Origin of the sequence: Pseudomonas sp. Pseusp88 (assembly GCF_047303955.1) — a bacterium.
GTDB lineage: Bacteria > Pseudomonadota > Gammaproteobacteria > Pseudomonadales > Pseudomonadaceae > Aquipseudomonas.
The window spans coordinates 1-14,150 of sequence record NZ_JBGLYM010000048.1 but is presented as its reverse complement, the minus strand read 5'-3'; the positions used below and the strand labels follow the sequence as shown (position 1 = coordinate 14,150).

The 14,150-nt window shown below is 59.7% G+C and carries 13 protein-coding genes and 1 pseudogene; 5 read left to right on the top strand and 9 right to left on the bottom strand.

Annotation, left to right across the window (positions count from 1 at the left end; all coding sequences use genetic code 11):
• Positions 1-87: 87 nt before the first annotated feature.
• Positions 88-564: pseudogene (locus tag ACCD02_RS30380) on the bottom strand (MCP four helix bundle domain-containing protein); the annotation flags it as partial.
• Positions 565-826: 262 nt separating this feature from the next.
• On the bottom strand, positions 827-1,669 hold the full coding sequence (locus tag ACCD02_RS30375) for a LysR family transcriptional regulator (RefSeq protein ID WP_413310027.1): 843 nt from the start codon (positions 1,667-1,669) through the stop codon (positions 827-829).
• A 118-nt stretch (positions 1,670-1,787) separates the two neighbouring features.
• Here ACCD02_RS30375 and ACCD02_RS30370 point away from each other — a divergent pair, with 118 nt between their 5' ends.
• Positions 1,788-2,174 (top strand): cupin domain-containing protein, encoded by a 387-nt coding sequence (locus ACCD02_RS30370; protein ID WP_413310025.1) that lies wholly within the window; start codon positions 1,788-1,790, stop codon positions 2,172-2,174.
• A gap of 65 nt (positions 2,175-2,239) precedes the next feature.
• On the opposite strand, the gene ACCD02_RS30365 is transcribed toward ACCD02_RS30370, so the two are convergent.
• The 4 genes from ACCD02_RS30365 to ACCD02_RS30350 all read right to left on the bottom strand — a co-directional run bounded on the left by ACCD02_RS30365 (position 2,240) and on the right by ACCD02_RS30350 (position 5,885).
• Positions 2,240-3,865 (bottom strand): methyl-accepting chemotaxis protein, encoded by a 1,626-nt coding sequence (locus ACCD02_RS30365; RefSeq protein WP_413310023.1) that lies wholly within the window; start codon positions 3,863-3,865, stop codon positions 2,240-2,242.
• 246 nt (positions 3,866-4,111) lie between these two features.
• Positions 4,112-4,549, bottom strand: coding sequence for a GNAT family N-acetyltransferase (locus tag ACCD02_RS30360; RefSeq protein ID WP_413310021.1), 438 nt, complete (start codon positions 4,547-4,549; stop codon positions 4,112-4,114).
• Positions 4,550-4,572: 23 nt separating this feature from the next.
• Entirely contained in the window at positions 4,573-5,283 is a 711-nt protein-coding gene (locus tag ACCD02_RS30355) for an NUDIX hydrolase (RefSeq protein ID WP_413310019.1), read from the bottom strand.
• A complete protein-coding gene (locus ACCD02_RS30350; protein WP_413310017.1) occupies positions 5,280-5,885 on the bottom strand; it encodes an adenylyltransferase/cytidyltransferase family protein in 606 nt (201 codons plus the stop codon). The genes ACCD02_RS30355 and ACCD02_RS30350 overlap by 4 nt, the downstream gene beginning before the upstream one ends.
• Positions 5,886-5,970: 85 nt before the next feature.
• Between ACCD02_RS30350 and ACCD02_RS30345 the strand changes: the two genes are divergently transcribed.
• The 3 genes from ACCD02_RS30345 to nadE all read left to right on the top strand — a co-directional run bounded on the left by ACCD02_RS30345 (position 5,971) and on the right by nadE (position 8,725).
• On the top strand, positions 5,971-6,621 hold the full coding sequence (locus ACCD02_RS30345) for a nicotinamidase (protein ID WP_413310015.1): 651 nt from the start codon (positions 5,971-5,973) through the stop codon (positions 6,619-6,621).
• Positions 6,618-7,820 (top strand): nicotinate phosphoribosyltransferase, encoded by a 1,203-nt coding sequence (gene pncB, locus ACCD02_RS30340; protein WP_413310013.1) that lies wholly within the window; start codon positions 6,618-6,620, stop codon positions 7,818-7,820. The genes ACCD02_RS30345 and pncB overlap by 4 nt, the downstream gene beginning before the upstream one ends.
• 71 nt (positions 7,821-7,891) lie before the next feature.
• Positions 7,892-8,725, top strand: coding sequence for an ammonia-dependent NAD(+) synthetase (nadE, locus tag ACCD02_RS30335; RefSeq protein ID WP_413310010.1), 834 nt, complete (start codon positions 7,892-7,894; stop codon positions 8,723-8,725).
• A 167-nt stretch (positions 8,726-8,892) separates the two neighbouring features.
• Here nadE and eutC read toward each other — a convergent pair whose 3' ends face one another.
• The 3 genes from eutC to eat form a co-directional block, all read right to left on the bottom strand.
• A complete protein-coding gene (gene eutC / locus ACCD02_RS30330; RefSeq protein ID WP_413310007.1) occupies positions 8,893-9,699 on the bottom strand; it encodes an ethanolamine ammonia-lyase subunit EutC in 807 nt (268 codons plus the stop codon).
• 9 nt (positions 9,700-9,708) lie between these two features.
• Positions 9,709-11,100 carry an ethanolamine ammonia-lyase subunit EutB gene (locus ACCD02_RS30325; protein WP_413310004.1) on the bottom strand — a complete coding sequence of 464 codons (1,392 nt, stop codon included), beginning with the start codon at positions 11,098-11,100 and terminating at the stop codon, positions 9,709-9,711.
• Between the two features lie 136 nt (positions 11,101-11,236).
• Entirely contained in the window at positions 11,237-12,595 is a 1,359-nt protein-coding gene (gene eat / locus ACCD02_RS30320) for an ethanolamine permease (RefSeq protein ID WP_413310002.1), read from the bottom strand.
• Positions 12,596-12,939: 344 nt separating this feature from the next.
• Here eat and ACCD02_RS30315 point away from each other — a divergent pair, with 344 nt between their 5' ends.
• Complete coding sequence (locus tag ACCD02_RS30315; protein WP_413309999.1) at positions 12,940-13,986, top strand: AraC family transcriptional regulator; 1,047 nt, start codon at positions 12,940-12,942, stop codon at positions 13,984-13,986.
• The last annotated feature ends 164 nt before the right edge of the window (positions 13,987-14,150 follow it).

Genomic DNA, 14,150 nt, shown 5'->3' with positions numbered 1-14,150 from the left:
TGCAAAAGCATATTCACGCTCCGACAACTCGGAAAACGCCGTAGCACTGCTGCCACTGAGCTTCATCAACTTGTCCAGTTGCACGCCCAGCTCCACCGACAGCTTGGTGTAGTCCCCCCCCAACAAGGTCTTGAGGTTGGCCAGATCGCCAGTGCCGGATAACTGGACCAACTTCATATGAATACCAACATAGGCATCCAGCGCCTGCCGGAAACTTTCATATTGCGCGCGCTGGGCATCGCTGTTGATCAGCGCTTCATAATCTTTCAGACCGCCCTTGAGTTGGCCGATCAGTTCGTCGGCACGAGCGATGGTACTGCGCAACTGCGCTTCTTCGCGATCGACCAGAATCCGGAACGATGTAATACGCAAGCGCAACATTCGATCGTTGATGGTGCCCAAAGCCGCATAAGTTGGCAGCGTAGTGTCCATGGCAATGCGCGTTGCGCCGCGCAGGGTCTTCATCTGGGCCAGGGCGAACAGGCCCAGCAGCACCACCAGCAGGGCCACCAGGGAGAAACTGAAAAACGCCCTGGGTGCGATATTCAAGCGCCGAATAAACATGAGGGTAGCCTTATCGAATATTAAAGTTATGGTCGATTGGAGCTTTACTTGAGATGAGCGAACTTTCTGTTATCGGCCCAAGCGAACATTTCTTTAACTAAAATTCAGCGTAAACCCCTCAAGAACGCGGCGTTCGGCCACGCAAAACACCACACCACGGCCGCGACAAGGGTAGGAGCGAACTTGCTCATGAGAGGTAATACCTGACACAGCATCTCACCAAGCAAGTTGGCGCCGGCCTGAAATTTCGGTAATTAGTTAGTTAGATAACATCACGCCAATAATGCTGCCGAATCAACAACGCCATCCCCTGCACCGGCGCTGGCAACGGCCCCGCCGCCAGATGCAGTTCAATGACAAAGTCCGGCAACACCGGCAACCCGGCTTGCGCCCCCAGTATCCGCAAGTTGCCCGGCATGGCCGAGCCCAACCAGGTGGTCAGGGCCAGGTCGCTGCGCACGGTGGCGGCGGTGGCCTCAATGCTATTGTTGTCGAACAGCACCTTCCAACCGATATCCGCCGCTTTAAGGGCGTCATACACCGCCGGGCGAAACACACAGCTCTGGCTGACAAAACTCAAGGGCAACGGGCGGCGCAGATGCACATCCCCGGGCCCGGCGACCCAGTGCAAACGGTCCACCGCCAGGCGCTCGCCACGGGACTCCGCCAGTACGCACTCACGCACGATCAGATCCGCCTCGCCGTTCTCCAGAGCCTGGGACAGCTCTACCGACGAACCGGTAACGAAAAACACTTCGACATCCGGATACTGCGCGGCAAAGGCCGTAAGGATGGGCGGAAAATGCGTGCCGACCAGATCATAAGGGATACCGATCCTGACCCGTTCGACTGCCGCCTCGCCGGTCAGCCGTGAAGTCAGACGGTCATTGGCGCCGATAAAGGCAATGGCCTCGGGCAGCAGCATCTCGCCACGGGCAGTCAGACGACTGCCCTGATTACCCCGCTCCATCAACGCACAGTCGAAGAAGGTTTCCAGGCGCTTGATACGTTGACTGATACCACCCTGAGTCAGGTGCAACTGGCGCGCAGCCGCCGTGATACTGCCGCTCTGGGCTGTAGCCACGAACGCCCGGAGTAATCCCACATCGATATCCCGCGCCACGACTCACCCATTAGCAACGTTAATGGCGCCACTATAAACATTCGTTATGTGGAAGAAAGCGCTTTGTTTAGGGTGGCGACTCAACCGAGAGGAGTCACCCATGTTTTCCAGCGATCATCCCGTCAACATTGCCCAGGCCCTGCAGGGCCTGACCGACTACTGGAGCCCCAAGGTGGTCGGCCAGGTCAACGACCAGTACATCAAGGTGGCCAAGCTCAAGGGCGAACTGATGTGGCACGACCACGCCGACGAAGACGAGACCTTCATGGTGATCTACGGCGAGCTGAAGATCGAACTGGAAGACCGCGACATCACCCTGCGCCCCGGCGAGTTCTACACCATCCCGAAAAAGGTCCGGCACAATCCGGTCGCCACCGAGGAATGCGGCATCCTGCTGATCGAGACCATGACCACACGGCATACCGGCAATGAAGTCACGGAGCGGACGGTGCCGATTGAGGCTCAGCTGGGTCAATCCCAGCTCTAGGCCACAAGCATCCGGCAGGTACAGCGAGGATTTTCACGCATCACTCTACCGTGCCGGATAAAATCCTAGACTTTGAACCGACCTACCATCTGGTTCAGCTCTATCGCCAGGCGGGACAGTTCCTGACTGGCGGCATTGGTCTGGCGGGCGCCCTCGGAGGACTGCAGCGACAAGTCGCGAATGTTGACCAGGTTGCGATCAACCTCACGGGAAACTTGAGCCTGCTCTTCAGCGGCGCTGGCGATGACCAGGTTTCTATCGGATATCTCCCCCACACTGCTGGTGATCTCGTCAAGTGCTTCACCAGCACTACGGGCAACTTCCAGAGTACTTTGGGCGCGCGCGCTGCTGCCTTGCATCGATTCAACGGCCTTGCTGCTGCCCAGCTGGATTCCGGTGACCATGGCCTCGATTTCCTGGGTCGACTGTTGAGTGCGATGGGCGAGCGCCCGAACTTCGTCCGCAACCACAGCGAACCCACGGCCGGCTTCACCGGCGCGAGCCGCCTCAATAGCCGCATTGAGGGCCAACAGGTTGGTCTGTTCAGCAATGGCGCGGATTACATCCAGCACTTTGCCGATATCCCGGGTCTGGTCAGCCAGGCTGCGGATTTGCTCCGACGTCAGTTCAACGTCGTGATTCATCTGCTGGATTGCCTCGACTGTTTCCTGCACACGCTGACTGCCCCTGATCGCCGACGAACTGGACTGCTGCGAAGCCGTAGAGGTATTGACCGCGTTACTGGCGACCTCCTCGACTGCGGCAGTCATCTCGTTTACGGCCGTGGCAGCCTGTTCGATTTCATTGTTCTGCTGCTGCAAGGAGCGTGAGCCTTCTTCTGTCACAGCGTTGAGTTCTTCAGCCGCAGACGCGACCTGTGTCGCCGACCCGGAAATCTTCTGCAGCGTATCGCGAAGATTTATCTGCATGGTTTGCAAGGCCTGCTGCAGCCGCGACACCTCATCCCCGCCCTGTACCTGAGTTGTCCGGGTCAGGTCACCGCGGGCCACTTCTTCGGCAGCACTCACTGCCTCGCTCAGCGGGACAACGATACTGCGGGTAAGCAGCAACGCCAGCAGAACAGTCAACACGGCGGTCAGTACCAGCACGGCAATAATGATATTGCGTGCAGACACATATTCGCTGGCCGAATCGGCCACCGCTGCATCCGCCCCTTTGGCATTAAGCTCCAACAGACTGTCCACCAAGGGTGCCATCTGATCTGAATACTGTTTGAGTTCGCCGCTGATCAAACCGGGAATTTCAGCATCACGCTTTTCGAGGGAGGCCTGACGCAGCTTGTCCTGGACACGCAGATAGTTGCCTAGAGCCTCCTTGAACTGGCGAAATTTAGCTTCCTCTTCTGCGTCATGGATCAACGGAGCGTAGGCGTCAACGATTGCGTTTGCCTTCTTGGTCAGCACCTCCAGGCGGGCATCCGACTTGTCGATATCCGCCTGACTGCGATTGACCATTATCAGGTAGGACATGGTCCGAAATCGCGTGGTGGTATCCGCCAACTGGCCCAACAGCCGAGTGGATTTTAACCAGCCCGCGCCGATATCAATGGCTGCCTGGTTCATACCGGACATTTTATTGAGACTCATCATGCCAAGGAACAGCACAAACAATGCCATCAAGCCGAAACAGAGCGTGGCCCGCAAGGCAATACCAAAATTACGCAGTTTCATACTGACAAGACTCGCAGAGACATATTGATCGATATATCGGCAGAATTAAAAAAAGCTGAGGCCGGGCATTATTATTTATTTTTCACTCATGCCTGATAAGCCCCGGCCCAGAGCATCAGGAGTCGGTGGTTGCGAAATAAGCGCGCAAAGCGTTCGTTTCTATAGCTGATAATTATGTTGCCGCAAAAATGCGGGATCGTTGAGAGTCATCAGCCGATCCATCTGATTGTCATTCAAATTAAAGCTCTATGCATTCAACGAGCCTGCGCGAATCACCGAATACCGATCGATGTCCTCCCGCAGCTTCCAGCCCTGGGCCGCCCAGTAAGCTGCCGCCAGGTCATTGGTCTTGAGCACGTCGACATGACTCTTGTGAATACCCAGGGCGTCCAACTCCCGCAGGCACTGTTCCACCAGCGCCCCGGCGATGCCCTGGCGGCGGTATTCGGGTAGCACGATAAGGTGTTGCAGATAGCCGCGCCGACCATCGTGGCCAGCCATCAGGCAGCCGCAGATGGCCTGCTGATCCACGGCAACGAAACTCAGCCCGGGGTTGCGCGCCAGATAGCGCTCGGTGGCTTCCCGAGAGTCGGCATCACGGATGCAGATGCCCGGCGTGCGCTGCATCAGAGCCATTACGGCATCGTAGTCGGCATTCGTCATCGGGCGCAGGGTAAAACTCATGGCGCAAACTTCCTCTCAAGAACTCAGGAACCACTGCCTTCCGGCAACAGGCTGCGATCAAACATAAAAGGCGTATCGGACTGCGGCGTATGCAGGAACAGCTGCTGAGGCCGACCCATCTTCGGTTGATTCTTGTCGCCGGTGTCCTGGACCCAGCCCTCTTCTTTCATGCGCTCAAGGCGTTTACGGATCGAGGTATTATTGACCCCATAGCCTAGGCAGGCCTGCACCGCGTTCAGGGCATCAAGCACCGTGAAGCGCTCCGGCGCCAGGTAAAGCGGCAGGTTGCTATACACCGCCTTGGCCGCCAGGCGCTCGCAGGCCAGTTGCACCAACAGGTTATGGTCGAAGGGCAGAACAATGCGACGCTTGATTACCTCAGCAATATCGACAAAGCGCAACTGCCCGCCACCGGATTCTGCCAAGGGACTGAGCAGCGCGAGATAATAAGTGCTCATGGACCAGCCCCGGGGGTCGCGAAAGGCGTTGCCCTCGGTACCGACCTGCTCCAGATGACGCGGGCTGACCTGGGCTTTCTCGCTCAGGGCGCGGTCAGCGGCAGCGGCCAGGGTATTGTCCGGAGTACGACCATTGACGATCACTCCCGGCAAGGCCCATTCGCCCTGATGGGGATCGCGGTCGCGAAGATGCAGCAATACTTGCAGACCCTTGTGTTCCGGGTCCAGTCGCAGGGCGACGATATCGACACTGGCCAGCACTTCTACGCTACTCAATATGCACTCCCATAAACCATTAAATCCTGGCTGACTTCCGGCGGGCACCACTCGGGAGGTACCGCTCGGCCCTGACGTACCAGGGCGCGGATCGCCGAGCTATGCACCGACAGTTGCTCGTCAGCGACCAACAGGCCGAACTCCTGCAACAGCTCGCGCCCCCGATAAAAGCTGCCGACACGCTGGCGGTTATCTTCGCCGATCACCAGGGCCGTCTCGCTACGGGCCACGCCCCACTGCGCACTGAGGGTACAGAGCAGGTCATAGCTATAGATCACCGCCCCACCCTGCCCCAATTGCCGCTCAAGGGTCGAGCAGATTACCCGTTCGCAGCCCAGCCGGGCGATCAGCTTATGGATCCAGCTGCAACGCAGGTCAAAATCGGCCATGCGCTTGCCGTCGGCATGACAGTAACTGGGCACGATCATCAGGTTGTCGGCACACTCGAGCATGCGCCGGATGACGCTGACGTGGCCGCTGTGCAGCGGGTCGAAAGCGCCGCCGTAGACTGCCAGACGAAACCTGCGGGGCGATTCGGCTGTCGAATCCACCGCCTTACCGCCCACTCCATTTTGCTCACCAGATAAAATATGTCCAGCCACGATTTAATCCTCTAACAAATTAAGTATTGACATACATATTACACCTGATGAATTATGTGTCCAGACCCAACGAGGAGACACCGCCATGAAGATCGCCAGCTTTGACGTCGATGCCCAGAACGGCTTTACCGCCAACGCCCCAGCCGAATTGCCCGTCACTGGCGGCGAACTGATTGCCCCGGCTCTCAACGACATGGCCCGCCGCGCTGACCTGCGCCTGGGCAGCAAGGACGCCCACGCTCCCAACGCCGCCTGGGTCGTGCCCAGCCATGCCGAGATGTTGCAGCCCCTGGCACTGGCCAATGCCGACCTGACCTGGGTCAGCCACTGCGTCCCCGGCACACCCGGCTTCGAACTGCTGGCCGGCCTTCCCGCCCCTGTGGACTACGATTTCTTCGTCTGGAAAGGCATCGAGCCGGACATGCACCCCTACGGCGCCTGCTACCACGACCTGGCCGACAAGCGCTCCACCGGGGTCATCGAATATCTCAAGGTGCAAGGCGTCGGCGCAGTGATAGTCGGCGGCCTGGCCCTGGATTTCTGCGTCAAGACCACCGCCCTGCAACTGCGCGCCGCCGGTTTTGAAGTGCTGCTGTACCTGCCGGCCTGCCGGGCCATTTCTGAAGACAGCGCAACCAGGGCCATTAAAGAAATGAGCGCAGTCGGCATCACCCTCTGCGACGGCCTCGAAGCCCTCGATGCCCAGGTTCAACGGATCAAAGGAGCACAATCATGAGCGAGAGCGTATTCGGCCCTGCCATTATCCAGAACCTGCTGGATACCGATTTCTACAAGATCACCATGATGCAGGCGGTGCTGCACAACTACCCCAACGCCGAGGTCGAATGGGAGTTTCGCTGCCGCAACAGCGAGGACCTGACCCCTTACCTGGCCGAGATCCGCTTTCAGATCGAGCGCCTTGCCGAGGTGTCGATCACCCAGGACCAATTGGCGTATCTGGAGAAGATCCCGTTCATCAAGCCAGACTTCATTCGCTTCCTCAGCCTGTTCCGCTTCAACCTGCGCTATGTACATGTCGGTATCGACGACGCCGGGCAACTGGCAATCAAACTGCGCGGCCCATGGCTGCATGTGATCCTCTACGAGATCCCGTTGCTGGCGATCGTCTCCGAGGTGCGCAACCGTTATCGCTACCGCGACGTGGTCATCGAACAGGTGGGCGAGCGGTTGTACGAAAAGCTCGACTGGCTCAAGCGCGAAGCCTCGGCCGCAGAACTCGCCGGTTTTCAGGTGGCGGATTTCGGCACCCGGCGGCGCTTCTCGTACCGGGTCCAGGAGGAAGTGGTGCATATCCTCAAGCGCGATTTCCCGGGCCGCTTCGTTGGCACCAGCAACGTGCACCTGGCCCGGGAATATGACCTCAAGCCCATCGGCACCATGGCCCATGAATGGTTCATGGCCCACCAGCAACTTGGCCCGCGGCTGATCGACAGCCAGGTGGCGGCGCTGGAGTGCTGGGTCAAGGAATACCGCGGCCTGCTGGGGATCGCCCTGACCGATTGCATCGGCATGGACTCCTTCCTCAAGGATTGCGACCTGTACTTCGCCAAGCTGTTCGACGGTCTGCGCCACGACTCCGGCGATCCGCTGATCTGGGCCAACAAGGCCATCCAGCACTATGAAAAACTCGGCATTGATCCCATGAGCAAGACCCTGGTGTTCTCCGATGGCCTGGACTTCCCCAAGGCTCTGGAGTTGTACCGCCAGCTCAGCGGCCAGATCAATGTCAGCTTCGGCATCGGTACACGCCTGACCTGCGATATCCCTGGCGTTGAGCCGATGAATATCGTGATCAAGATGACCGCCTGCAACGGCGCACCGGTGGCGAAGATCTCCGACAGCCCGGGCAAGACCCAATGCCGCGACGAGAACTTCGTGGCCTATCTCAAGCATGTGTTTCAGGTGTCGTTGTAAATCGCCAAAAGAGTGAACTTTGTGGAAAACCGCGTAAATCCAATCGATAGGTATTGAGAGGAATATCCAGCATGAACAATCGCCAGACTGAAATCGCCCAGGCCCTTGACGTCGTCGCCCCGTTCACCGACGCGGCTCAGGTCCGGGCAGAGATCCGCAAACGCATCGACTTCATCAAGCACACGCTGCGCAGCAGCGGCATGACCTCGTTGGTGCTGGGCATCAGCGGCGGCGTCGATTCATCGACCGCCGGGCGCCTGGCGCAACTGGCGGTGCAGGAACTGCGCGAAGAAACCGGCGATTCCGCTTACCGGTTTCTTGCGGTACGCCTGCCCTATAACACTCAACATGACGAAGCCGATGCCCAGGCGGCCCTGGCCTTTGTCGCCGCCGACGAGACGGTCACGGTCAATATCGCGGCCGGTGTCGCAGGCATGGTCAGCGCCATGCCGGAGCTGGCCATGCTGAGCGACGCCCGCCGCGATTTTGTTCTCGGCAATGCCAAGGCGCGCATGCGTATGCTCGCCCAGTACACCTTGGCCAATGCCCGCAACGGCCTGGTCATCGGCACAGATCACGCGGCCGAGGCGGTCATGGGGTTCTTCACCAAATTCGGTGACGGCGCCTGCGACCTGGCACCCTTGAGCGGTCTGGTCAAAGGCCAGGTACGGCGCATCGCTGCCGAACTCGGCGCCCCGGCCATACTGGTGGAAAAAACCCCGACCGCCGACCTTGAGGACCTGCGTCCGGGCCTTGCCGATGAACAGGTGCATGGCGTGAGCTACGCCCAGATCGATGGTTTCTTGCAGGGTGAAAAAGTGTCGGATGAGGCGTACGGGATTATTGTCGCGGCGTACGACAAGACCCAACACAAGCGTGAGTTGCCTATCGTACCTGCAAGCTGACGCAATCCCTGGAGCCGGCTTACTGCTGATAACGATGTGGCAGGCGACTTGAGTATCGACTGACCCGACGCGATCGCCAGCAAGCCGGCTCCTACGAGTCCTGCGTTTAATGCGCGGCAGAGCGGTGTCAGGGACACCGAAAACCTGCTGCGGTGTTATTCCTGCACCTACTCATGCGGCGCGCAGAGAAAATTCCCCGGCCCTGCCCCACCCTCCAGCAACGGTACCTGCGCCTCGTCCTTGAGATTCACTCCTGACAGCTGCCGTACACAGGCCTCACGCATCAGGTACAGCAACTTGTGCGCCGCCATGGCGTAGCTCAGGCCTTCCAGGCGGACGTTGGAGATGCAGTTGCGCGAGGCGTCATTGAGGCCGACCCGGGGCGCGTAGGTGAAGTACAGGCCAAGGCTGTCCGGGGAACTGAGGCCGGGGCGTTCGCCGATCATGATCACCACCATCCGCGCGCCAAGCAGTTCGGCCACCTCATCGGCCACCGCCACCCGCCCCTGCTCGACCACTGCAATGGGCGCCAGGCTCCAGCCTTCGGCGGCGGCCAATTCGCTGATGCGTTGTAGCATCGGCGGCGCGTGGCGCTGTACAGCCAGGGAAGACAGGCCGTCGGCGATCACCACCGACAGATCGAAACCTGGGCCGCCAAGCGCCTTGAGCTGCTGCACCGACGCCGCATCCAGACGCCGCCCCAGATCCGGGCGTTGCAGATAGGTATTGCGATCAGCCGCCGAGCTGTGCAGGGCCTGAGTGGCATGGCCCTGGGCATGGATCAGCTCCCTCAGCCCGGCGACATCCAGGGGCAGGTGCACGGCATCCCTGGCCTGGGCGTGGGCGTACTGAAAATCCAGTTGCGCTGCGGTCGGCAGGCTGGTTCCGGCGCGGCCCAGGGCAATCCGTGCCGGGGTCAGGGCGCGCAGTTGGCGCCAGGGATCGCCACGTTCAGGGAGGTTCTCGTCGCTCATGGATTGTCCTTACTTCAATTGCGCCAAGGCCTGGCCGAACAGCGGCGGAACACCGCTGCCCAGACGCAGTTGACCGTTACTCTGGTGCAAGATGCCCATGTGTTCAAGCCAGCTCTCGAACTCCGGCGCCGGGCGCAGGCCCAGGGTCTTGCGCGCATACAGCGCATCATGGAAAGACGTGGTCTGATAGTTGAGCATGATGTCGTCGGAACCGGGAATGCCCATGATGAAATTGATCCCGGCCACACCTAGCAGGGTCAGCAGGGTGTCCATGTCGTCCTGATCGGCTTCGGCATGATTGGTGTAGCAGATATCGCAGCCCATGGGCACGCCAAGCAGCTTGCCGCAGAAGTGGTCCTCGAGCCCGGCGCGAATGATCTGCTTGCCGTTGTACAGGTACTCCGGGCCGATAAAACCGACCACGGTATTGACCAGGAACGGATCAAAATGCCGCGCCACCCCATAGGCCCGGGCTTCGCAGGTCTGCTGGTCGACGTTGTGATGAGCGTTGGCTGACAGCGCACTGCCCTGGCCGGTCTCGAAATACATCAGGTTCTGACCCAGAGTGCCGCGCTTGAGACTCAGCCCCGCTTCGTAGCCTTCCCGGAGGATTTCCAGGCTGATACCGAAACTGGCGTTGGCCGCCTGGGTTCCGGCAATGGACTGGAACACCAGGTCAAGGGGCACGCCGCGCTCGATGGCAGCCACTGATGAGGTGACATGGGTGAGCACGCAGGACTGGGTGGGAATGCCGTAGTGATTGATCACGCCGTCGAGCATCTTCAGCAGTTCGCTGATGGCGCTGAGGCTGTCGGTAGCCGGATTGATACCAATCATGGCATCGCCGTTGCCGTACAGCAGGCCGTCCATGAGGCTGGCGGCAATGCCGGCCGGATCGTCGGTGGGATGGTTGGGTTGCAGCCGTGTGGACATACGTCCGCGCAGGCCTACGGTATTGCGAAAACGGGTGACAACACGGATTTTCTGCGCCACCAGGACCAGATCCTGTACGCGCATGATCTTCGACACGGCGGCGGCCATTTCCGGGGTCAGGCCCGGCGCAAGGGCGCGCAGGCTGTTTTCATCGGCTTCGTCACCGAGCAGCCAGTCGCGAAAACCGCCCACGGTCAGGTGGCTGACCGGGGAGAAGGCTGCGGCGTCGTGGGTGTCGATGATCAGTCGAGTGACTTCATCGTCTTCGTAGGGGATCAGCGCCTCGGTGAGAAATCGTTTGAGTGGCACGTCGGCCAGGGCCATCTGCGCAGCGACGCGCTCGGCATCGCTGTCGGCGGCGACCTGGGCCAGGTAGTCCCCGGAACGCGCCGGGCTGGCCTTGGCCAGCAACTGACGCAGACTGTCGAAGCGCCAGGTCTGGCCGCCCACGGTGTGCATGAAGCTCATGACCTACCTCCTCTTTTGCCAACAAACTGAAATCCGTTGGAGCGAGGCTTGCCCGCGAATACGATAGTCCAACTCTGAAAATGTATCAGGAATACCGCCTCTGCGCGGGCAAGCCTCGCTCGGACGAGAGAGCGTATTACTGCCCTGCCACCGCTACTACCTGCCCTTCACGATTACGAATGAATCGGCAAAACAGCGCCCCCACGATCATCAGACCAAGGAACACCGAGAAGATCAGCAGGTTGAACCAGATCATCGCGATCAGGCAAACCACCGCCAGAACCAGAGCGATACCCGGCACGACCGGGTAGCCCGGGGCGCGGAAGGTGCGCTCCAGGTTGGGTTCGGTTTTACGCAGGCGGAACAGGCTGATCATGCTGACGATGTACATAACGATGGCGCCGAACACCGACATGGTGATCATCGCCGCCGTCAGGCTCATGCCCTGCAGGTTGACCACGCCGTCACTGAAAATCGCCGCGATGCCCACCACACCACCCGCCAGAATGGCGCGGTGCGGAGTCTGGAAGCGATTGAGCTTGGCCAGGCCCGCAGGCAGGAAACCTGCACGGGCCAGAGCAAAGAACTGCCGCGAGTAGCCGAGGATGATACCGTGGAAGCTGGCCACCAGGCCGAACAGACCAATCCACACCAGCATGTGCATCCATTTCGAATCACCGCCCACCACGCCTTTCATGGCTTGAGGCAGTGGATCGTTGATATTGGACAGGGTGCGCCAGTCGCCTACGCCACCGGCGAAGACCATTACGCCCAACGCCAGGATCACCAGGGTCAGGATGCCGCTGATGTAGGCTCGAGGAATGGTGCGCTTGGGGTCCTTGGCTTCTTCGGCAGCCATGGCGGCACCTTCAATGGCCAGGAAGAACCAGATAGCGAAAGGAATCGCCGCGAAGATACCGCTCACCGCGCCCATGGAGAAGGTATCCGCACCGGACCAGCCACCCAAAGCGAAGTTACTGAAGCTGAACGCCGGCGCGACGACGCCCATGAACACCAGCAATTCCAGCACCGCCAATACGGTGACGATCAGTTCGAAGGTCGCGGCGATACTGACGCCAACGATATTCAGGCTCATGAACACCACATAGGCGCCGACTGCCGCCCAGCGTGGATCGATCCATGGGAACTGCACTTGCAGGTACGAACCGATGGCCATGGCAATGGCCGGTGGCGCAAAGACGAACTCGATCAGCGTCGCCAGACCAGCGATGGTACCGCCGCCGACGCCCAGGGCACGCAGGCTGTAGGCAAACGGGCCACCGGCGTTGGGGATGGCGGTGGTCATTTCGGTGAAGCTGAAGATAAAGCAGGTGTACATCACCGCGACCATCAGCGTGGTTACCAGAAAACCCAGAGTACCGGCGGTACCCCAGCCGTAGCTCCAGCCGAAGTACTCCCCGGAAATCACCAGGCCCACGGCTATACCCCAAAGATGCAGGGTCCCCAAAGTCGGTTTGAGTTGCGAAACAGTCATGGCGTGGCCTCTTTGACGAACGGGCGGAATGTGCTCGTTTTTCAGGATAACCATGGCCTGCCACGCAAGACTTGACGTTGCAGGACAGTCGTTGTCACGCGCGGTCAAATCGACAGGCCACGCACTGTGATAGCGCAGATATGGGCTCAGTGATTGGCTGTGCACCTTATGGGAACACTGCTACCTAAGACCGCAGAACGGGCAAATCCGGGCGGCCGTCAAGGTGTAAGCCGGTAACTTCATGTTTCAGCACTCCTCAGCAAAGGCTCTGGCACAAGCCAGGATGAAAGCGGAACAGGTTTTGCTTGAAAACTTTTCATGTTAATCCTACGGCTACTGTTCCCATGTCCCACGCGATCTTCCCGTCCCCGCCCCTGACTATGCAGCCTGCAAGCAATCAGGGCGTGTTGTCGGCTGCGGCGAATGGCCTGGGCGCGTTCATCACGGACTTCGGCGGCGATCTGGACCAGATCTTCGGGCGCGCCGGAATACAACAGGAGCAGTTGCTGCATCCGACCCTGAGCCTGTGCCTGTCCAACTACTGCGAAGTACTGGAAGAGTCGGCCCGGCAGACCGGCTGTGATAATTTCGGCCTTCACTACGGCCAGCAATTTCAGCCCCAGGCCCTGGGTCTACTGGGCTATGTCGGCCTATGCTCGGAAACCCTGGAGGATGCACTGGTCAATTTCGCCCAGGCCTTCCCCTTCCATCAGCACAGCACGGCTATCCAGTTACTCGATGAAGGCGAGTGCTATCGCTTCCATTACCAGATCCGCCACGGCGCAATCGTGCAACGACGTCAGGACGCAGAGCTGACCATGGGCATGGCCACCAATCTGCTGCGCCATGTACTGGGAGATGAATGGGGTCCGCGCGAGGTCACTTTCGAACATGACCGCCCCGAAGACGGCCAGGTCCACCGCGACCTGTTTCAGGCTCCGGTGCGGTTTGCCCGGACGGCCAACTCGATCCTGATTCCCAAAGCCGAAATCGCGGGCAAGAGCATGCCGGGACACGATCCGGTACTGCTGATGCTGGTCAATGACGCCATTCGCCGACTCGGAGCCAGCAGCGGCGGTGATTTGCTCGAACACGTGCGCCAGGCCATCCATAACCGCCTGGACTTGGGCGAACCGGCCCTGGATGAAATCGCCCGGCAGGTGAACACCAGCGAATGGTCCCTGCAGCGGCGCCTGCGGGATCAAGGGGTAAGCTTCAGCCAATTGGTCGATGAAGTGCGTCGTGAAGCCGCGCTATGGCACCTGCGCCAGGAACGCTTGAGCGTTTCGGAATTGGCGCTGGTGCTGGGCTACTCGGAAACCAGCGCGTTCTCACGGGCGTTTCGGCGCTGGTTTGGGGTGAGCCCGCGGCAATGGCGGACGGTGGATTAGGGGCAACAGGTGAGCGCCCAGGCAGAGCGGCGGGGTCAGGAGCGAACTTGCTCATACAGGGAGTCGGTGTTCGTGTTTTTCCTGCGCAAAAACAAAACCCCATCTGCTTTCGCAAATGGGGTTTTGGAATTTAATCTTGACGATGACCTACTCTCACATGGGGA